18 protein-coding genes and 1 riboswitch are annotated in these 18469 nt (G+C 63.1%); of the genes, 10 read left to right on the plus strand and 8 right to left on the minus strand.

Features of this window, described 5'->3' with window-relative positions; genetic code table 11:
* Positions 1 to 714: 714 nt before the first annotated feature.
* The 5 genes from AC2TC0_RS03020 to thiC form a co-directional block, all read right to left on the minus strand.
* Complete coding sequence (locus AC2TC0_RS03020; RefSeq protein ID WP_484716002.1) at positions 715 to 1038, minus strand: helix-turn-helix domain-containing protein; 324 nt, start codon at positions 1036 to 1038, stop codon at positions 715 to 717.
* Positions 1031 to 1348 (minus strand): type II toxin-antitoxin system RelE/ParE family toxin, encoded by a 318-nt coding sequence (locus AC2TC0_RS03025; protein WP_484716003.1) that lies wholly within the window; start codon positions 1346 to 1348, stop codon positions 1031 to 1033. The genes AC2TC0_RS03020 and AC2TC0_RS03025 overlap by 8 nt, the downstream gene beginning before the upstream one ends.
* Positions 1349 to 1422: 74 nt before the next feature.
* Positions 1423 to 2055: a hypothetical protein gene (locus AC2TC0_RS03030; protein WP_484716004.1), complete on the minus strand. Its 633-nt coding sequence runs from the start codon at positions 2053 to 2055 to the stop codon at positions 1423 to 1425.
* The gene (locus AC2TC0_RS03035; protein ID WP_484716005.1) at positions 2052 to 2924 is read right to left on the minus strand and encodes an HAD family hydrolase; all 873 of its coding nucleotides are present in this window, start codon (positions 2922 to 2924) and stop codon (positions 2052 to 2054) included. The genes AC2TC0_RS03030 and AC2TC0_RS03035 overlap by 4 nt, the downstream gene beginning before the upstream one ends.
* A 57-nt stretch (positions 2925 to 2981) precedes the next feature.
* Positions 2982 to 4865: a phosphomethylpyrimidine synthase ThiC gene (thiC, locus tag AC2TC0_RS03040; protein WP_484716006.1), complete on the minus strand. Its 1884-nt coding sequence runs from the start codon at positions 4863 to 4865 to the stop codon at positions 2982 to 2984.
* 112 nt (positions 4866 to 4977) lie between these two features.
* A riboswitch (TPP riboswitch) is annotated at positions 4978 to 5083 on the minus strand.
* A gap of 141 nt (positions 5084 to 5224) precedes the next feature.
* Between thiC and AC2TC0_RS03045 the strand changes: the two genes are divergently transcribed.
* The 4 genes from AC2TC0_RS03045 to AC2TC0_RS03060 all read left to right on the plus strand — a co-directional run bounded on the left by AC2TC0_RS03045 (position 5225) and on the right by AC2TC0_RS03060 (position 9106).
* Entirely contained in the window at positions 5225 to 5758 is a 534-nt protein-coding gene (locus AC2TC0_RS03045; RefSeq protein WP_484716007.1) for a heme NO-binding domain-containing protein, read from the plus strand.
* The gene (locus AC2TC0_RS03050) at positions 5731 to 7773 is read left to right on the plus strand and encodes a putative bifunctional diguanylate cyclase/phosphodiesterase (protein ID WP_484716008.1); all 2043 of its coding nucleotides are present in this window, start codon (positions 5731 to 5733) and stop codon (positions 7771 to 7773) included. The genes AC2TC0_RS03045 and AC2TC0_RS03050 overlap by 28 nt, the downstream gene beginning before the upstream one ends.
* Positions 7774 to 7841: 68 nt before the next feature.
* Entirely contained in the window at positions 7842 to 8528 is a 687-nt protein-coding gene (locus AC2TC0_RS03055) for a DUF6445 family protein (protein WP_484716009.1), read from the plus strand.
* Entirely contained in the window at positions 8525 to 9106 is a 582-nt protein-coding gene (locus tag AC2TC0_RS03060) for a uracil-DNA glycosylase family protein (RefSeq protein ID WP_484716010.1), read from the plus strand. Before AC2TC0_RS03055 ends, AC2TC0_RS03060 begins: the two co-directional genes overlap by 4 nt.
* Before the next feature lie 73 nt (positions 9107 to 9179).
* Here the strand turns inward: AC2TC0_RS03060 and AC2TC0_RS03065 are convergent, their stop codons facing one another.
* Positions 9180 to 10079: a LysR family transcriptional regulator gene (locus AC2TC0_RS03065; protein ID WP_484716011.1), complete on the minus strand. Its 900-nt coding sequence runs from the start codon at positions 10077 to 10079 to the stop codon at positions 9180 to 9182.
* A 110-nt stretch (positions 10080 to 10189) separates the two neighbouring features.
* Here AC2TC0_RS03065 and AC2TC0_RS03070 point away from each other — a divergent pair, with 110 nt between their 5' ends.
* Positions 10190 to 10609: a DUF4267 domain-containing protein gene (locus AC2TC0_RS03070; RefSeq protein ID WP_484716012.1), complete on the plus strand. Its 420-nt coding sequence runs from the start codon at positions 10190 to 10192 to the stop codon at positions 10607 to 10609.
* On the plus strand, positions 10609 to 11634 hold the full coding sequence (locus AC2TC0_RS03075) for an alcohol dehydrogenase catalytic domain-containing protein (RefSeq protein ID WP_484716013.1): 1026 nt from the start codon (positions 10609 to 10611) through the stop codon (positions 11632 to 11634). The genes AC2TC0_RS03070 and AC2TC0_RS03075 overlap by 1 nt, the downstream gene beginning before the upstream one ends.
* On the opposite strand, the gene AC2TC0_RS03080 is transcribed toward AC2TC0_RS03075, so the two are convergent.
* Positions 11623 to 13050 (minus strand): HD-GYP domain-containing protein, encoded by a 1428-nt coding sequence (locus AC2TC0_RS03080; RefSeq protein ID WP_484716014.1) that lies wholly within the window; start codon positions 13048 to 13050, stop codon positions 11623 to 11625. The genes AC2TC0_RS03075 and AC2TC0_RS03080 overlap by 12 nt on opposite strands.
* Positions 13051 to 13178: 128 nt before the next feature.
* On the opposite strand from AC2TC0_RS03080, the gene AC2TC0_RS03085 reads away from it, so the two are divergent.
* Both AC2TC0_RS03085 and AC2TC0_RS03090 read left to right on the plus strand, forming a co-directional pair.
* On the plus strand, positions 13179 to 14648 hold the full coding sequence (locus AC2TC0_RS03085; protein WP_484716015.1) for an Nramp family divalent metal transporter: 1470 nt from the start codon (positions 13179 to 13181) through the stop codon (positions 14646 to 14648).
* Complete coding sequence (locus AC2TC0_RS03090; RefSeq protein ID WP_484716016.1) at positions 14645 to 14950, plus strand: hypothetical protein; 306 nt, start codon at positions 14645 to 14647, stop codon at positions 14948 to 14950. The genes AC2TC0_RS03085 and AC2TC0_RS03090 overlap by 4 nt, the downstream gene beginning before the upstream one ends.
* On the opposite strand, the gene AC2TC0_RS03095 is transcribed toward AC2TC0_RS03090, so the two are convergent.
* The gene (locus AC2TC0_RS03095; RefSeq protein ID WP_484716017.1) at positions 14867 to 15925 is read right to left on the minus strand and encodes an MBL fold metallo-hydrolase; all 1059 of its coding nucleotides are present in this window, start codon (positions 15923 to 15925) and stop codon (positions 14867 to 14869) included. The genes AC2TC0_RS03090 and AC2TC0_RS03095 overlap by 84 nt on opposite strands.
* 81 nt (positions 15926 to 16006) lie before the next feature.
* Between AC2TC0_RS03095 and dxs the strand changes: the two genes are divergently transcribed.
* Both dxs and AC2TC0_RS03105 read left to right on the plus strand, forming a co-directional pair.
* Positions 16007 to 17938 carry a 1-deoxy-D-xylulose-5-phosphate synthase gene (gene dxs / locus AC2TC0_RS03100; RefSeq protein WP_484716018.1) on the plus strand — a complete coding sequence of 644 codons (1932 nt, stop codon included), beginning with the start codon at positions 16007 to 16009 and terminating at the stop codon, positions 17936 to 17938.
* Complete coding sequence (locus tag AC2TC0_RS03105) at positions 17935 to 18369, plus strand: hypothetical protein (protein ID WP_484716019.1); 435 nt, start codon at positions 17935 to 17937, stop codon at positions 18367 to 18369. Before dxs ends, AC2TC0_RS03105 begins: the two co-directional genes overlap by 4 nt.
* Positions 18370 to 18469: the final 100 nt, after the last annotated feature.

The following is an 18469-nucleotide window of genomic DNA, read 5'->3' on the forward strand; positions in this document are numbered from 1 at the left end:
CTCGTCGTCGGGCGCCGCCGCGTCCTCGTCAAAAAGCGCGGATTCTTCACAAAGTAGAAGCGACCCCCTTACCCTGTCGCGCGCCTCGATCTCGCTGTGCGGCAGCGCGTCGTCGAAAAAGGCATCCCACAAGGCGGTGCCGCTGGCGCCGCGATCGATCAGCTCGACAAACCAGTCAAAGCTGGTGGCGACCGCCAACACTTCGGGCACGCTTGCCGCCGGATTGACGCGGTCGAGCAGCGCGAGCGACAGGCGGGTATTTTGGCGGTGAAAGGTGGTGACGCCCTCTTCGCGCACCCAGCGCGCCTGTTCGCCCTGTATCGCCGCGGTCATCAGTTTGTCGACGACGATGCGCCGCGCGATGATCAGCGCCGCTTCCCAGCCCATGCTGAACGGATAGCCGCGCGCGGTGCGGCGCAGCGCATAGGCCCCGGCCAGCGACATGCCCACCGCGCGCGCGGCATCGGCGACCACGCCATGATCGGCCAGATGCGCCAGAAAAGCCGCCTGCCGCCCGGGAGACCAGCCGTCGGCGCGCAATTCATAGCGCAGGAAAGCCGCGGCAGGCCGGCGGGCATCGGCGTCGCCGGCAAAGGGCGACGGGGGCGAATCGGGGGAGGGTGTAGTGCTCATCCACAAGGGTGGAACATAAAAGGAACATGTAGGAAAGGGCTTTCGCGCAGAGGCGCAGAGATCCGCAGAGGGCGCGGAGGTTCAGGCCGCCTCCAGCACCAACACGCGGGCGGCCGCATCACGTTTGGGGCGGACAATGATTTCGACATCGCGGCCAAGCGCGACCGCGAAATCCATCAATTTTTCGACCGAAAAGCCGTCGAGCCGGTAATTGACCAGCGCTGAAACCTTGGGCTGCGGCACGCCGAGCAGGCGGGCGGCATCGACCTGTTTCAGGCCCTGATCCTTGATGATCCGGTTGATGGCGAGCGCAAGGCGGGTCTTGGTCTGACGTTCCGCCGGATCGGGCAGGCCGAGGTCGGTGAAGACATTGGCGGTGCCGCGGGTGATGTTGGTGTCAGTCATCGGCTTTTTTCCTTGCCTGATAGTCTTGCTGCGCCAGCCGCAGCCGCGCCTTGATCATTGCGACGTCTGCTTTTGAGGTTTTGATGCCCTTGGTCGATTTCTTCTGGAAAGCGTGGAGCACGTAAATCACCTCGGCAAAGCGCACCGTATAAACCGCGCGATAGGTGTCGCCCTGGTGGTCCTCGACCACTTCAAACACCTCGCCGCCCTCGCCCTTCAACGGCTTGGCATGTGGATGCTTCCCACCCAGCCGCGCGACGCCCAACGCATAACCCATCATGCCGATCAGTGCTTCGGGGAAGGCAAGCAAATCCTTCTTCGACGAACCGATCCAGTCGAGAGGCGTTTCGCCGGGGAGATAAAGATACCTATTTTAGTATATTGTCACGGGCAGATGATTTGCCAGACCCACCCTGCAACCGAACGGTTATTGTATGTTATCCCGCCGAAAATGCAGGCACTGACAAAGCCCCACATCGCCAAAACTTGGATCGGCTTATAGAACACTTCAACCTTAGCGTCAGAATGTAACCGATTGTTTTGCGTCAGACGTGCATCATTGACGAATAACCTCAGAAACCATGCGAGTTTTGGGCGTTGTGACAGATCAACCGGGCTGCTGTCCGAAATCTTCGATCCGAGCTGTATTTCGGGCAATATTTCTTCCCACCGCCTTTCAATGGCCGCGCCCTGATTGACAGCACCTAGGAGCAATCGATGATACCATTCCTTATCTACAAAATAGAACAATGTCGTGGACAAAAAGACCGCAAACAAAACAATGAGAAGCGTGTCAAAATAAAAACCAGATATTTCGACTCCATGATTTTTCGAGTCTTTCAAATAGACTCCGTAAAGAGACAAAATTGCAGCTAAAACCGTCGCATATAGAGTGCGAACCTTCATGCAAATTTCGTTAAAATGTTCCTGAGTCTGAACTACCTTTTTCCATGCTTCTAGTGCCAACAAAGCATGTTCCTTCGGAGGCGGTGCAGAAGGCTGTGGCGGGGTTGTCACTGATGATACTCCGAGAAGCTAAAATGGTCGAAAATCTGCAGCAGACTCTCACTCAACTCGAGATCTGCCGTCACCACTCTGGCTCGAATTTGCGCCTCCCGCTGCACATCGGCATCACTCCAATGTGTAACGAGCTTGAGCAATTCATAAGCCTCGGTTTCCTGGGCCTCTCCATAAGAAGCCCAAGCGTAATCAACGCCCGCGTCTTTGGCCATTGCCACGTCCTTCTGACGGCTGTCTCCAACATAAACTGTCTGCTGCTTTGAAACGCCAAAGTCGGTGATTATTTGAGCTAGAAGATCAGGGTTTGGCTTCAATTCGCCAGCTGGTGTGTGGCGATGTTCAGTATGTCGCAGGTGGTAGAAGTCTCTGCCATAATGCCGACCACCATTTTCGAGGAAACGATCCGGCAGATCGTGGTCAGGAGGGGTATAAATGCGATCAATAACCCCATCTAGGCCCAAACGCTTCAAGCGATAGAAGCTGTAAAAGCCTTGAGACTCCGTATAAATTGCAAGCCGAGCTCCTGAGCCCTTAATTTTCAACAATGTTTCAGCGACGGAAGGATAAAGCTTGAGCTCGCGCTTTCTCGCCTTTCGAAACGCACGAATTGCGTCCTCAAAAACCACCGATGCACTTTGGCCGTTAAGGTGTGATTGAAGGCTCGGAAGCGCCTCAAGGAGAAAAGCGTATTCTGAGGTGCCATGGCTCTGATGGATAGGCCGAATTTCGGCAGCCAAATCATTGACTGACAAACCAGTCTTGAGTTCCACTTCAGTCATCATCGCCGTAAAACAGCTGTACCAGACATGCACCCAATCGAAGAGTGTGTTGTCGAAGTCGAAGATTGCCAAAATTTTGTTCGACATGCTGGGCTACCAAAGATCGACCATTAGAACATATATAGAACAGAAATAGAGTTTTTGTCAATCATGCTCCCGATCGCCCGCGCCCATATAAAGCTCCCGCCCGGTCTCGTCATAGACCTTGCTCATCTGGGCCATGCCGGCCTCGGCTTCTTCCGCCGCGATGAACCCGTTCGCTTCCTGATTCTGCAACCGCGCGAATTCGCGCACTTCTTGTGAAATCTTCATGCTGCAGAATTTGGGCCCGCACATGCTGCAGAAATGCGCGGTCTTCGCGCCTTCGGCGGGCAATGTCTGGTCGTGATATTGCTCGGCGGTGTCGGGGTCTAAGCTCAAGTTAAACTGGTCGCGCCAGCGGAATTCGAAACGGGCTTTGCTGAGCGCATTGTCGCGGACTTGCGCGGCGGGGTGGCCTTTGGCCAGATCAGCCGCGTGGGCGGCGAGTTTGTAGGTGACGACGCCGACCTTCACATCGTCGCGGTCGGGCAGGCCGAGGTGCTCCTTGGGGGTGACGTAGCAGAGCATCGCCGTGCCGTACCAGCCGATCATCGCCGCGCCGATGCCGCTGGTGATATGGTCATAGCCCGGTGCGATGTCGGTGGTGAGGGGGCCCAATGTGTAGAAGGGGGCTTCGCCGCACACCTCGAGCTGTTTGTCCATATTCTCCTTGATCTTGTGCATGGGCACATGGCCCGGGCCTTCGATCATCACCTGAACATCCTGCGCCCAGGCGCGTTTGGTGAGCTCGCCCAGCGTGTAAAGCTCGGCAAATTGCGCCTCGTCATTGGCATCGGCGATGCTGCCGGGGCGCAGGCCGTCGCCGAGGCTGTAGGCGACGTCATAGGCTTTCATAATCTCGGTAATTTCGTCGAAGCGTTCGTAGAGGAAGCTTTCCTGATGATGCGCGAGGCACCATTTGGCCATGATGCTGCCGCCGCGGCTGACGATGCCGGTGACGCGCTTCGCGGCGAGGGGGACATAGGGCAGGCGCACGCCGGCGTGGATGGTGAAATAATCGACGCCCTGTTCGGCTTGCTCGATCAGCGTGTCGCGGAAGATTTCCCACGTCAGCTCTTCGGCGACGCCGCCGACTTTTTCCAGCGCCTGATAGATCGGCACGGTGCCGATGGGGACGGGCGAATTGCGGATGATCCATTCGCGCGTGTCGTGGATGTTGCGCCCGGTCGACAGGTCCATGACCGTGTCGGCGCCCCAGCGGATGCTCCACACCATCTTGTCGACTTCACTGGCGACATCGGATGCGACCGCGCTGTTGCCGATATTGGCGTTGATCTTGACGAGGAAATTGCGCCCGATCGCCATCGGTTCGCTTTCGGGGTGGTTGATGTTGCTGGGGATGATGGCGCGGCCGCGCGCGACTTCATCGCGGACGAATTCGGGGGTGACATAATCGGGGATGGCGGCGCCGAAGGATTCGCCGTCGCGGACATATTCGCGCAGGCGTTCGCGGCCGAGATTTTCGCGCGTGGCGACATATTCCATTTCGGGGGTGATGATGCCTTTGCGGGCATAATGCATCTGGCTGACGTTCGCCCCCGGTTTGGCGCGCAGCACCATCTTGCGGACGTTGGGGAAGGGCTTCACGCCGCCGCTGCGGTCGGGGCCGAGCTGGCCATTGTCCTCGGGCCGCACCTCGCGCTGGGGGACTTCGTCGACATCGCCGCGCGCGCGGATCCAGGGGGCGCGCAGCTCGGGCAGGCCGGCGTCGATGTCGATGCTGGCATTGGGATCGGTGTAGGGCCCGCTGGTGTCGTAAACCCGCACGGGGGGTTCGCCGCTGGTCGGTTCCAGATGAATTTCGCGCATCGCGACGCGCAGGCCCATGGGGGTGCCGACATGGATCTTGCGCGACCCCCGGATGGGGCCGGTGGTGACGTTTGGCGTCTTTTGGGGGACTTCGGTACGGGCGGGACGGTCGGCCATGCTATTCCTCCATTGATGAGCTGACCGTTTTCCGGCGCACGCCGGAATCCAGTGCTGCTCTGGGCCCCGGCTTGCGCCGGGGAACAATTCCGCTGGAACGGCCGAGAAGAAGTGGCGCAAAACGCTCCCTCCCTCCGCCCGTGCTAACGGGTTCAGGTTCGACGGGTCGGGCTGCGTGACCAGCCCCTCTCAGTCACATGACTCCCCGGGGATGGAGGCCGTTCTAGACCGTCGATCGCGCCATGCCAAGCAGGCGTTCGGTCGAATGTGGGGCGGGCCAACCCGCTAAACTTAGCCGACCTTTGGCCGTTAATCGCAAAACGGAATTCCAGGCTGCGCAGAAACAGGGGGCATCTTCGATGAAGGGGATAATTTTCAACATTGTCGAGGAGGTCGTCAACGATCGCTATGGCCCCGATGCCTGGGATTCGATGCTGACGGTAGCGGGTCTCGATGGCAGCTATACCTCGCTGGGCAGCTATGACGATGGCGAGCTGTTTGCGCTGGTCGAGGTGGCCTGCACGATGACCGGGGCCTCTGCTCCCGAAGTGCTCCGCCTGCTTGGCGCGGGGGCCATGCCCCGGCTGCACGCCCGCTATCCGCATTTCTTCGAGGCGGCCCCCGATGCGCGGGCTTTCATCCTTAGCCTGAACTCGATCATCCATCCCGAGGTGCGCAAGCTTTATTCCGGCGCAGGCTGCCCGCATTTTCACTTCGGAGAGGATGATGGCGCGTTGACGCTGGGGTACAACTCCCCCCGGAAACTGTGCCATCTGGCCCATGGGTTTATCGATGGGCTGGCCGCTCACTATGGCGAGACGATCAGCGTCGTCCAGCCGCGCTGCATGCACGAAGGCCATCAGTCATGTCAGCTGCGGCTGAGCTGGCAATGAGCCAGAGGCTCGATTCGGCGGAATTTCGCCAGGATCCGAAGGACGAAGCGATTGCCCGGCTGGAACGGAGCCTGTCGCGCGAACGCCGGGCCCGGCAGGATGCCGAAGCCATTGCCGAACGCGGATTGCGCGACCTTTATCTCAGCCGTCGCCGCCTGGAATTGCTGAACAAGATCGCCATCGTTGCCAACGAGTCGAACGACCCGCTTGCAACATTGCGGATGGCGACCAAAGAAATCTGTCAAGTGACCGGATGGGCGATCGGCACCGTCCTGTTGCGAACCGGCGAACCGGGCGACGAGCGGCTGGAGGGCACCAATGTCTGGTACGCAAGCAACCCCGACCTGATGTTTCCGTTTGCGGACGCGTCGCAAAGGCTGGTTGTCTGGCCCTCTGCATCGCCGCCGGGTTGCTTGTTCATCGACGCCCATCCGATCTGGGTCCCCGATATTCATGCCCAGCCCGGCTTCTCGCGCTCCGGGCCGGCGAAGCGGTGTCGGTTGCGTTCGGGCGTCGCTGCTCCCGTGCTGATGGGTCAGGAGCTTGTCGCGGCGATCGAATTTTTCGGCACCGACACGACCGCGCCCGAGCCCGAATTTCTGGACCTGCTAATGCAAATCGGAACCCAGGCTGGCCGGGTGTTCAAGCGCCAGCAGCACGCGCGCAAACTGGTCGAAAGCGCCACGCGGGATCCCTTGACCGGGCTGCCCAACCGAGCGCTGTTCGAAATGCGGATTCAAGAGATATTCGCGGCAAATCGGGCAGCCGGGAAATACGCTCTGTCGCTGATCTACATCGACCTTGATGGGTTCAAGCTGGTCAACGACACGCTTGGCCACCAGGCGGGAGACCAGCTGCTTGTCGCCATGGCCAAGCGGCTGCAGAATGTCACGGAGGACATTGCGCGCCTTTACCCAGCCGGCACCATCTTGCTGGCGCGCATCGGCGGGGACGAGTTCACCATCCTGATCGACGCGGCGGACGCCGCTGCGATTGCCGACAAATTGGCCAGTGCCATCCACGACAGTCTGGATCCCGTGCACTATATCGGCGCGAGCGAGATCCGTGCCGCCGCGAGCATCGGAATCGCGCACGATGATTGTTCCTATGAGGCCCCCGATGCCCTGATGCGCGATGCCGATGTCGCGATGTATGAAGCAAAATACAGCGCCAAGGCCGACGGCAAACCCCGCACCGTGAGCTTTGATGCAAAAATGCGCGCCGTCGCCTTGGCCCGCCTGGCGCTGGAATCGAAACTTCGCAGGGCAATCGACCAGCAGGAATTCCGGCTTTGTTATCAACCGATCGTCAAGATGGCGACGGGCCAAACCGTCGGCTTTGAGGCGCTGCTGCGTTGGCCGCAAGAGGATGGTTCGTACATCGCCCCCGATGAGTTCCTGCCGGTCGCCGAACAATGCGGCCTGATCGTGCCGCTGGGCACATGGGTGTTACGGGAGGCGTGCCGTGCCTCGTCGCGGTGGCGGGCAACGGTGCCCGATCTGCGGCCGTTTTCGATCAGCGTGAATGTGGCGGCAAGCCAGTTCCAATTGCCGGGCTTTGCCGATCTGGTTCGCGAAATTTTGATCGAAACCGATGCAAGGCCAAGCGAGATCACGATCGAGCTGACGGAAAGTGCTGCAGTTCTGAACCCCACCCATACGGCAAGGGTGCTCGATGAACTTCGCACCATGGGCATCCGCGTCAGTCTTGATGACTTCGGGACGGGCTATTCCTCGCTTGCGCACCTTCAGTCGATGTCGTTCGATACGCTTAAGATTGATCGTTCCTTTGTCATGAATCAGAGCGAGACCAACACGGGATGGACGCTGGTGGACATCATGATGAAGCTGGCCGCCGCCATGGGCTTGGCCGTGGTGGCGGAAGGGGTGGAAACCGAATTGCAGCGATCGCAACTGGAAAATATCGGATGTCGGCTGGGTCAAGGATGGTTGTTCCATACCGCGGTGCCAGAGGCGGAGGCTCTCTCGCTCCTAGCGCAGTCGCCGATGGACTGAGTGCCTTTGCTGGCGGCTGATTGACTTGGCCGATTGACTTGGCTGGGCGCGCTGCGCATCCCTTTGGCATGATGTCCCTGCCCGAAGCCGAGGTGAGCGTGCGCCGCATGGGGCGCGAAGGCGAACCGCTGGTGGTGATCGACGGGTTCAGCGGGATGGCCGATGCGCTGCTCGCAGCGGGGCGCGCCGCGACTTACCAGCATGCGGGAGCGTCCTATCCCGGCATTCGCGCGTGGGCCGACCCCAGCTATCTCGACCGTCGCCGCCCGCTGATGATGCAGATCATGCAAAGCGTGTTCGGCTTCACGCGCGGGGTGCGGCTGGATGCGTCGACCTTTTCGTTGGTCACGCTGGCCGAAGACCAGCTGGCGCCGCTCCAGCGCATCCCACATTATGACCACGCGGGGGGCGAGGTGATTGCGATCATGCATTATCTGCTGGGGCCCGAAAGCGGCGGTACCGCCTTTTATCGCCATCGTCGCACCGGTTTCGAAACGATCACCCCGCCGCGCGAGGATGCCTATAATGCCGCGCTGGCGCAGGACGCGCGCGAGCATGGCACGCCGCCGCCGCGCTATCATTATGGCGACAGCGGCTGGTTCGAGCTGATTGACGAGGTTCAGGCGGTGCCCGACCGGCTGGTGCTGTATCGTGGGCGGCAATTGCATTCGGGGGTCATCCCCGACGCGGGGGCGCTGACCGCCGACCCGGTGCACGGGCGGCTGACCATCAACATGTTTCTGGTTGGGGCGTGAGCGGCGCGCTTCATGGGCTGCTGACACAGGTTCGCGGCTGCACGGTGTGCGCTGATCTGCCGCATGGCCCGCGCCCGGTGGTGCAGGCGGGGGCGGGCGCGCGCATCCTGATCATCGGGCAGGCGCCGGGTTCGGCGGTGCACGCGTCCGGCGTGCCATGGGATGACCCCAGCGGCGAACGGCTGCGCGAATGGACCGCGATCAGGCCGCCGCAATTCTATGATCCGGACCGCGTTGCGCTGATGCCGATGGGCTTTTGCTATCCGGGCAAGGGGGCATCGGCCGACCTGCCGCCGCGCCGCGAATGCGCGCCGCTGTGGCATGCCCGGCTGCGCGCGCTGCTGCCAATGGTGCAGCTGACGTTGCTGGTCGGGCATCATGCGCAGGACCATTATTTGCTGCGGGTGCCGGGGCGGACAATGACGCAGGCGGTGCGCGATTTTGCGGCTGCTCCAGCGGGTCTGTTCCCGCTGCCGCACCCCAGCTGGCGCAGCACCGGGTGGATGCGCAAAAATCCGTGGTTTGCAGCCGAGCTGCTGCCCGTGCTGCGCGCGCGCGTGGCGGCAGCGCTGGTCTGACCAATCCGGGGTCAGGACCCTGGGGTCCTGACCCTTTGGCCTCATCGCCTTCGCCCATCAGCGATCGGGTCAATTATCCGCGCATGGGCGCGTAAACCGTCAGCCGCTGGAAACAGCCGATCACCCAGTCGGCAACGCGTCGCACCGCCGGGTCGTGCTGAAGGTCACGGTGATAGGTAATATAGGGGACGCGCGGCGGAATGCGTGGGCCAGTGGGTAGTGCGACCAGTTCGGCATGGCGAATGGCAATGACATCGGGCAGCAGCGCGATGCCCGCGCCCGCCAGCGTCGCGGTGAGCAGCGCGCGCGTGCTGCCCGAGCGCAGCACCACGCGCTGAGACAAGCCTGCCGCGGCAATCCAGGTGGTTTCGGGGAGCGCGCCATAGCTGTCGTCATAGGCGAGCAGCGCTTCGCCAGCGAGATCGAGCGCGCCGGGCGCTCGGGTGCCTAGGTACGCGCGGGAAGAGTAGAGTGACAGGGCGATGGGCCGCTGCTTGCGGATGACCAGGCTGGCCCCGGTTGGACGCACCATGCGCACCGCGATGTCGGCATCGCGCGCGGCGAGGCTGATGACATCGGCCTCCGAGCGGAGCTCGACCGCGATGGGCGCTGGGCCGCCGAGCAGCGCAGGCAGCTGGGGCGCGAGCACATCGGACACGATGAATTCGGTTGCCGACAACCGCACCGGACGCAGCGCCGCGCCCGATGCCAGCGCGGCAGCGAGCTGCGCAACGCGGTCAAGCTGACCCGATAGCGGAGCGGCGGCGGCGGCGACATGCTGGCCCGCTTCGGTCAGCTGAGCGCCGCGCGCATGCCGGGTAACCAGCTTGAGCCCGAGATTGACTTCGGCGGCATCAATGCGCCGCGACAAGGTGGACACGGCAACCCCCCGCCGCTTGGCCGCCGCGCTCAGGCTGCCATAGCGGGCCAGCGCAACCAGCGCGTCGAGGTCGGTCGCATCGGGTAGAGCCATGAGGGCGAAACCTGACACACTATTGCGATGATGCAAAACAGATTTGCGATATCGCTTATAAGCGGCGCGCTCGCGCGTTGCTAAAGTCCGGCAGAGCAGGAGTCTGGACTATGTCGCTATCCCCTTCCCTTCCCTTTCCCTGGCGCAGCGCTGCCGTCTGGCTTTCCGCGCTGATCGCGGTGATGATGGTGTATAATGCGTGGCAGGCATTCGCCGCGCCGACGGCCTTTGCGGTGCGCTTCGGGCTGGCTGGCGCGGCCGATGCCGATGCCGGGTTCGTGCAGGTTTATGCCAGCAGGGCGTTGTTTCTGGCGCTGGTGACGGCGGCGCTGCTGGCATCGCGACAGTTTCGCGCGCTGGGGCTGTTTGCCGCCGTCGCGGTCGTCATGCCGGTCGCGGACGCCGCACAAGTCAATGCAGCGGGCGGCGCAAGCAGCATTGTCGTCCGCCATATCATCATTGCGGCCTATCTGGTGGTCACGGCGCTATTGCTGCTGCGGCTGGCGAAGCAGCGCGAAGGGGCGGGGTGATGCGGCAGCTGACCTTCCTTTCCCCCGGCAAGCTTGAATGGCGCGACGTTGCTGCACCGCAGCTGACCTGCGATACCGACGCGATTGTTCGCCCGCTGGCGGTCGCACGCTGCGACCTCGATTATCATATTGTCACCGGGCGCGTTCCCTTTCCCGGCCCTTTTGCCTTTGGCCATGAGATGGTTGGCGAAGTTGTCGATGCGGGACCGAAGGCCGCGGTGGTGCCGGGGACGCGGGTGATTGTGCCGTTCCAGCTGTCGTGCGGGCGCTGCGAGGCGTGCCGCAAAGGGTGGACCAACAGCTGCACCGCTTTTCCACCCTTTGCCAGCTATGGACTGGCTGCCGGGCCACGCCCCGACTTTGGTGGCGGCTTTGCCGACGCGGTGCATGTGCCCTTTGCCGACCATATGCTGGTGCCGATCCCTGCGGCGATGGATGTGGCGGTGGCGGCCAACATATCCGACAATATCGCCGATGGCTGGCGCGGGGTGGCAGGGCCGCTCGCTGACCGGCCGGGGGCCAGCGTGCTGGTGATCGGCGGGCTTGCGCAAAGCGTCGGGCTTTATGCCGCTGCTGCTGCGGTGGCGCTGGGCGCCGCGCGCGTGACCTACCTTGATGACGACGCCGACCGGCGCGCGCGCGCCGCAATGCTGGGGGCCGCGGCTGCGCCGCTGGCGCTGAGCGACGGCCGCAAGCCCGAACAGTATGACATTGTGGTCGAGGCGGCGGGCGACGCCGCGGCGCTGGGCTTTGCGGTGCAATCGACGGCGGCCAACGGCGTGCTGACGGTGGTGAGCATCCATCTGGGCACAACCACGCCGGTACCGCTACACCAGGCCTATTACAAAGGGATCAGCATCCACACCGGGCGCGTGCACGCGCGCGCCAGCGTGCCCGCCGTGCTGGGGTGCATCGCTTGCGGCAAATTGCAGCCCGAAGCCGTAACGCACCGCACCGCGGGCTTTGCCGATGCGGTGGATGCGATGGACGAAGCGGGGCCGAAGATTGTGTTCCTAGCCGACTAGCCGCTGCGGCATGGCCGGGGCCGGAGCCGGGGCAAAGTCGAGCTTTCCGGCGGCAAGCGCGCGTTCGAGCGCGGCAAAACAGGCGGCGTCGAGCGCACCGCCGACTTCGCTGCGCATGATGCCGAGCGCGGCATCCACCGGCATGGCCGCGCGATAGGGGCGGTCGGCGGTCAGCGCGTCAAAGAAATCGGCGACCGAGATAATCCGCGTTTCCAGGCCGATACTGCGCGCGTCGAGGCCGAGTGGATAGCCCTTGCCATCCAATCGTTCGTGATGCGCGGCGGCAACCATCGCCATGTCGGCCATCGCAGCAACGCGGCTCAAGATCGCGCCGGTTTCGGCGGCGTGGCTTTGCATGACCGCCCATTCCTGTTCATCGAGGCGGCCGGGCTTTTCCAGAATGTGGCTCGACACGCCGAGCTTGCCGATGTCGTGCAGCATTGCCGCCTGGCGCAGCCGCAGCCGCGCCGTCGCGGACAGGCCGATTTCGGCGGCGACCGCGTCGGCAATCATCCCGACACGCTCGCTGTGCCCGCCGGTATAGGGGCTCTTGGCATCGATCACCTGCCCGAAGGCGGAAACGATATCGTCCAGATAGACGGCATCGACGGGACGATCGACACGCGCGGGAGGCAGGTCGAACAGGCGGGATTCGAGGTCGGGCGCTGCGAGCGACGCCCAGAAAGCCGGCTCAGCCGACAGGGCGAGGAAAGCGTCCGCGAGCGCGGGGTCGAGCCAGCTGCCGCTGCGCGCAGCGATTTCGGTGCGGGCTTCCTCCGGGCCGTAAGCGGTGAAAAACACATCGGCGATCTGCGCCAGCAGCGCGATGCGCCCGCCCATGTGGATCGCCTCGCCCGCGATGCCGAGCGGCAGGCCGCTGCCGTCCCAATGTTCGTCGAGATGGGCAATGGCCGCCGCGACATCCTCTGAAAAGCGCAGCTGCCGTGCGATATCGGCCCCGCGCGTGCAGCGGGTGGCCATGATGTCGGTCATTTCGGTCGGGGCGTTGGCGAGCAGATGGTCGATGGCCGAAGAGCGGATATCATCGATCGCGCCGACGCCCACTTCGGTCATAATGAAGCCGCCGAAATCTTCAGGCTTGGGGCCGATCAGCTTGAAATTATGCTTGAGCTGGCGGTCGTCGCCGACGAACAATTGCGCGACGCGTGCGGCGTTGGCGCTGCACCCCAGATCCTTGAGCAGCACGGCGTAGTAAATGTCGCTGAGCGCCGCGCCGGTGATGCCGATGTGGCTGGCGAGCGCGGTGCCGATCCAGCAGGCGCGGATGCTGTGCCCCGCCGGCTGCCCCTCGGTCATGTCCAGCGCGTAGGAAAAGGCCCCCAATATGCCCGCCAATGCGCTGTCGCCGGTGCCGCCGGATGCTGGTGTGAATTGGTCGCCGTGCCGCTGAAACATGGTCCGATTCGCCTTTCACCGCGATGATTGCGACGTTAAGGTTTGCAAGGTGTTAAGGGGTGTTGCGGTGGGACAAGGGGCTGTCCCGTTGTGCAACAGCCAAAAACGAGCGCGGGGGGAGTGGGGCAATGGCGGCAGTCGAAGCACGTACGGGGCTGGAGCCATGGAACCGGGCCGATCTGCCCGCACCGCCGCCGACGCAGGGATTGCAGATACTGGCCGTCATCGGCCCGGGCGCGATTTTGCTGGGGAGCGCGATTGGCAGCGGCGAATGGCTGGTTGGCCCGGCGGTGTTCGTCAAATATGGGCTGACCCTGCTGTGGGTGTCGAGCATCGCGATTTTCCTGCAGACGGTGCTGAATACCGAGCTGGTGCGCTATACGCTCTACACCGGCGAACCGGCGGTGATCGGTTTCATGCGGACGCGGCCGCACGCGCGGTTCTGGGCGTGTGTTTACGCGCTGCTCTATCTGGCGCAAACGGGTTGGCCGGCGTGGGCGGGGGCGGCGGCGGGCGCGATATTCTATCTGTTTGCGGGCAAGCTGGCGGACGAGGCAGCGAGCGGGCAGGTTTATTGGATCGGCGTCGGCGTTTACCTCGCCTGCGTCGCAATCTTGCTGGTCGGGCGGCGGATCGAACATACGCTGGAGATATTGAACTGGATTTTGGTTTCGACCGTGCTCGCCGGGCTGTTCATCCTGTGCGTGATCGTCGCGCCGCCCGAACGCTGGGTGGCCGCCGCAACGGGCTTTGCGGGGTATGACTGGCTGAACGGCGGGTTCAATTTCATGCCGCAAGACGCCGACTGGTTTTTGATCGGGGCCTTCGCCGCCTATTCGGGCGTCGGCGGGGTGGGCAATCTGACGCTGTCAAACTGGTCGCGCGACAAAGGGTTCGGAATGGGCGGGGTGGTCGGCTTTATCTCGGCAGCGGCGGCGGGAGAAAAGGCCGCACCGCTGGCGCATACCGGCAGCGTGTTTGCGCCCGACGCCGCCAATATGGACCGTTGGCGCGGCTGGTGGCGCATCGTGCGCGCCGACCAGTGGGGCGTGTTCTTTGTGGGCGCGCTGCTGGGCATGGCGTTGCCCGCCATCCTCTATACCTCGGTGCTGAGCACGGGCGAGGACATTCGCGGGCTGGGCGTCGCCGCCGCGCTGGCCAACGGCTTTGGCGCCGGCACGGGCCTTGCCATCGCGGTTGCCTTTATGGGGGCATGGCTGCTGTTCAAAACGCAGCTCGACATTTTGGAAGGCACGACGCGCGCCGTGACCGATATTTTATGGGCAGGTAGCCGCCGGGTGCGGCGCTGGAGCAAAGGCGATGTGCGCGGCGTCTATTACAGCGTGCTGGCGATTTTTGTCGGCTGGGGGCTGATCGCCATGGGGCTGGCCGCGCCCTTTTTCCTGCTGCAGATCAGCGCCAATGTTGCGGGGGTGGTGATGGTGATTTCATCGCTGCACATTCTGTATATCAACACGACGATGTTGCCGCCCGAGCTGCGCCCGCCGCTGTGGCGGCGGGGCGCGCTGGTGGTGATGGCGCTATTCTATGGCTTCTTCGTCATCCTGTGGCTGACCAGTCTGGGTAGCGGTGGATGACGCCCATTCCGCGCCGTATTGGCTGGATACTGATGTTCGCCGCATTGGGCGTCGCGGTCGCGGCACGGCAGTTTGGCATGAGCAATTATGGGCCGTTTCCGGCGCTCGTCATCGTGCTGCTGGTCGGCGGGATTGGCGTGATGCTGGTGTTCACCGACATGATGGTACGCGGGCTGTATGCGCAGGTGGGGGCGGCAGCCAAATCAGAAGCGGCCAAATCAGAATCTGTTGCTGCGGGTGATGCTCTTGTCGGCGGCGATCGTGACGACGTCGCCGTCGGCGGCGATTTTGACCGGACCTGAGTAAGTTGCGCTTGCGCCTTTGACCAGCATCCCCTCCATAAACCCTGGGACGGCGGGGACGATGTGGGTGAAGACCAGCTGACGCGCACGCGCCTGATGCGCGGCCTGCCCCGCCTGTGCCGGGGTGATGTGATAATCGATGATGTCGGCAAAGATTTTGGCGCGCTGTGGCTGGCCGTTTGCGGCTGCGGCAGCCGACATGCGCTTGACGAGTGCGGGGTTGAGCATTTCGGCCACGAGGATGTCGGTGCCCACTGCCGCCTTGGCGAGCGCGGGCGTCGCGGCGGTGTCGCCGCTGATCGTCACGCTGCGGCCGTCCCAGTCGAGCCGGTAGCCATAAGCGGGGCTGACCGGGTCGTGTTTGACGGCAAAGGCGGTGATGCGCACGCCGCCGGCATCATAGACGACGCCGGGGTCAACTTCGCGCGGTGCGACCCCCGCGCCAGACGGCGGCGCGACACCCGCGCCATGGTGCGCGGTGCGGTAACCGGCATCGATGCGATAGGCCGCGTTGAAGGCGGCGCCGACTTCGGCCGTGCCGACGGGGCCAAGCAGCGGTAGCGGTGCCTTTGCCGTGCTGCCGACCCAGCGCAAGAGCGCAAGATTGCCAAGGCCGTTGATATGGTCGCTGTGCAGGTGGGTGAGGAAAACCGCCTGCGCGCGGCCCAGCGGCGCGGCCATGCGGCTGAGGCTGCGGCCGGCGCTTTCGCCCGCGTCGAAGATGAAGAGCTGGCCGTTTGCGATCACCGCAGTGCAGGCTTCGCCGCGGTCGGGGCTGGGCAGTGGCGACCCAGTGCCGCAGAACAGGATGTGAAGCCCGTCGCTGGCATAGGGTGGCGGCGACATCGCCGTCGCGACCGCGCGGTCGAAGAGGGCAAGCATGATGCGTTCACGCATCGCAAAGGCGACCGTGATTGCCGCGACCAGCAACACCGCCACCAGCCCGCAGCCGGTTGCCACTTTGCGCTGTGCCATCTTCCGCCTCCCCCGATTGTCTGGTTTTGGCACTTTGCCTTTTTGTTCGACAGTTACAATGGGGGCCGATATGCTGGCGTGATGACCGAAGGCCTTTCGACGCCGTTACTCGATACGGTAAATATCCCCGCCGATTTGCGGAAACTGCGCCCCGACCAGCTTCGCCAGCTTGCCGATGAACTGCGCGCTGAGATGATTGCCGCCGTCGGCGTGACCGGCGGGCATCTGGGCAGCGGACTGGGGGTGGTCGAATTGACCACCGCGATCCATTATGTGTTCAACACCCCCGATGACCGGCTGGTGTGGGATGTCGGACACCAATGTTATCCGCACAAGATATTGACGGGGCGGCGCGACCGGATTCGCACGCTGCGGCAGGGCGGCGGCCTCAGCGGCTTCACCAAGCGCAGCGAGAGCGAATATGACCCGTTCGGCGCGGCGCACAGCTCGACCAGCATTTCCGCCGCTTTGGGCTTTGCCGTCGCCAACAAGATCAAGGACCAGCCGGGGCGCGCCATCGCGGTGATCGGCGACGGGTCGATGTCGGCCGGCATGGCCTATGAGGCGATGAACAATGCGACGCAGGCGGGCAACCGGCTGGTCGTGATTTTGAACGACAATGACATGTCGATTGCGCCGCCGGTGGGCGGGCTGTCGGCCTACCTCGCCAAGCTGGTATCGTCGCGGCCCTTCCTGGAACTGCGCGAGATCGCGAAGAAATTTGCGCGGCGCTTGCCCGAGCCGCTGCATATCGCCGCCAAACGCACCGACGAATATGCGCGCGGCCTCGCCATGGGCGGAACCTTGTTCGAAGAGCTGGGTTTTTATTATGTCGGTCCGATCGACGGGCATAATCTCGACCACCTCATCCCGGTGCTCGAAAATGTGCGCGATGCCGCCGAGGGGCCGTGCCTGATCCATGTCGTCACGCAAAAGGGCAAGGGCTATCGCTTTGCCGAGGCGGCGGCCGACAAATATCATGGCGTCCAGAAATTCAATGTCGTCACCGGCGAGCAGCAAAAGGGCCCGCCGGGGCCGCCCGCGTACCAGAATGTGTTCGGCGACGCGCTCGCGGACCTCGCCGACAGCGACGCGCGCATTGTGGCGATTACGGCGGCGATGCCGAGCGGCACAGGCGTCGACCGCTTTGCCAAGCGGCATCCCGACCGCGCCTTTGACGTCGGTATCGCTGAACAGCATGCGGTGACCTTTGCCGCAGGACTCGCCGCACAAGGCATGCGGCCATTCTGTGCGATTTATTCGACCTTCCTGCAGCGCGCCTATGATCAGGTCGTGCATGATGTGGCGATCCAGAATTTGCCCGTGCGATTTGCCATTGACCGCGCGGGGCTGGTCGGGGCCGATGGCTCGACGCATGCCGGCTCGTTCGATGTCACCTATTTGGCGACGCTGCCCAATATGGTGGTGATGGCGGCGGCGGACGAGGCCGAGCTGGTGCACATGACCTATACGGCGGCCGAATATGACGATGGGCCGATTGCGTTCCGTTATCCGCGCGGATCGGGCACCGGCGTGCCGCTGCCCGAAGTGCCGCAACGCCTGGAAATCGGCAAGGGTCGCGTGGTGCGCCACGGCAAAAAGGTGGCAATTTTCTCGCTCGGGACGCGGCTCGCCGAGGCGCTGAAGGCCGCCGACACGCTGGAAGCGCGGGGCCTGTCGACCAGCGTCATCGATCTGCGCTTTGCCAAGCCATTGGACGAAGAGCTGATCCGCCGCACGCTGGCGACGCACGAGGTGTGCGTGACGGTGGAGGAAGGCAGTATCGGCGGCCTTGGCGCGCATGTGCTGACGCTGGCGAGCGACGAGGGGCTGATCGACGCGGGGCTGAAGCTGCGCACGCTGCGCCTGCCCGATGTGTTCCAGGACCAGGATTCGCCCGACAAACAATATGACGCGGCGGGGCTGAATGCGCCGCAGATTGTCGATTGCGTGCTGAAAGCGCTGCGCCACAATAGCGCCGGCGTGGTGAGCGAGGTTGGCGGGGTGGCGTGATTGAGTGGTGGTCTGGCGCTGCTCTTGGTATTTTGCTGCTCATCTTGATTGGGGTCATCGGAACACGGCAGCGGAAGGCAAAGGCCAATGAGCTGCTGCGCCGACGCGCGAACGTGTCAAGACAAGAGTTTATTGATCTCCTTACTAATGACGCGAGTGCTGACATCGCTGAGTTTCTGTGGGACGAGTTGGAATTTTATTGTGATTTCGGTCTGAAGCCGCACCCCGACGATGACTTCATCAAGGATTTGGGCATCGACGACGAGGAACCAAACGACTGGCTGGAACGCTATTGCGCCGCTCGAGGCCATAATTGGGAACAGTGGCCAGAATGGAATCCGGACCAATCAACCACCGTGCGCAATTTTGCAGTTTGGCTGTTTGATGGCCCATTCACGGACGCAATATCACCCAAAAGCCGTCCGTCCTGAGCTTGTCGAAGGACCGTCCTTCACTTTGACCCTCGCCAGGAAAGAACGGCCCTTCGACAAGCTCAGGGCGGACGGGGTTTAGGAACAGGGTGGGCGTAAG

Source organism: Sphingopyxis sp. sgz302558 (assembly GCF_057220455.1).

Excerpts from the sequence above, each read along its gene's own strand:
- AC2TC0_RS03020 (WP_484716002.1), bottom strand. The coding sequence starts at position 1,038 with ATGACTGACACCAACATCACCCGCGGCACCGCCAATGTCTTCACCGAC.
- AC2TC0_RS03035 (WP_484716005.1), bottom strand. The coding sequence starts at position 2,924 with ATGTCGAACAAAATTTTGGCAATCTTCGACTTCGACAACACACTCTTC.
- thiC (WP_484716006.1), bottom strand. The coding sequence starts at position 4,865 with ATGGCCGACCGTCCCGCCCGTACCGAAGTCCCCCAAAAGACGCCAAAC.
- AC2TC0_RS03045 (WP_484716007.1), top strand. The coding sequence starts at position 5,225 with ATGAAGGGGATAATTTTCAACATTGTCGAGGAGGTCGTCAACGATCGC.
- AC2TC0_RS03050 (WP_484716008.1), top strand. The coding sequence starts at position 5,731 with ATGTCAGCTGCGGCTGAGCTGGCAATGAGCCAGAGGCTCGATTCGGCG.
- AC2TC0_RS03055 (WP_484716009.1), top strand. The coding sequence starts at position 7,842 with ATGATGTCCCTGCCCGAAGCCGAGGTGAGCGTGCGCCGCATGGGGCGC.
- AC2TC0_RS03065 (WP_484716011.1), bottom strand. The coding sequence starts at position 10,079 with ATGGCTCTACCCGATGCGACCGACCTCGACGCGCTGGTTGCGCTGGCC.
- AC2TC0_RS03070 (WP_484716012.1), top strand. The coding sequence starts at position 10,190 with ATGTCGCTATCCCCTTCCCTTCCCTTTCCCTGGCGCAGCGCTGCCGTC.
- AC2TC0_RS03075 (WP_484716013.1), top strand. The coding sequence starts at position 10,609 with ATGCGGCAGCTGACCTTCCTTTCCCCCGGCAAGCTTGAATGGCGCGAC.
- AC2TC0_RS03080 (WP_484716014.1), bottom strand. The coding sequence starts at position 13,050 with ATGTTTCAGCGGCACGGCGACCAATTCACACCAGCATCCGGCGGCACC.
- AC2TC0_RS03085 (WP_484716015.1), top strand. The coding sequence starts at position 13,179 with ATGGCGGCAGTCGAAGCACGTACGGGGCTGGAGCCATGGAACCGGGCC.
- AC2TC0_RS03090 (WP_484716016.1), top strand. The coding sequence starts at position 14,645 with ATGACGCCCATTCCGCGCCGTATTGGCTGGATACTGATGTTCGCCGCA.
- AC2TC0_RS03095 (WP_484716017.1), bottom strand. The coding sequence starts at position 15,925 with ATGGCACAGCGCAAAGTGGCAACCGGCTGCGGGCTGGTGGCGGTGTTG.
- dxs (WP_484716018.1), top strand. The coding sequence starts at position 16,007 with ATGACCGAAGGCCTTTCGACGCCGTTACTCGATACGGTAAATATCCCC.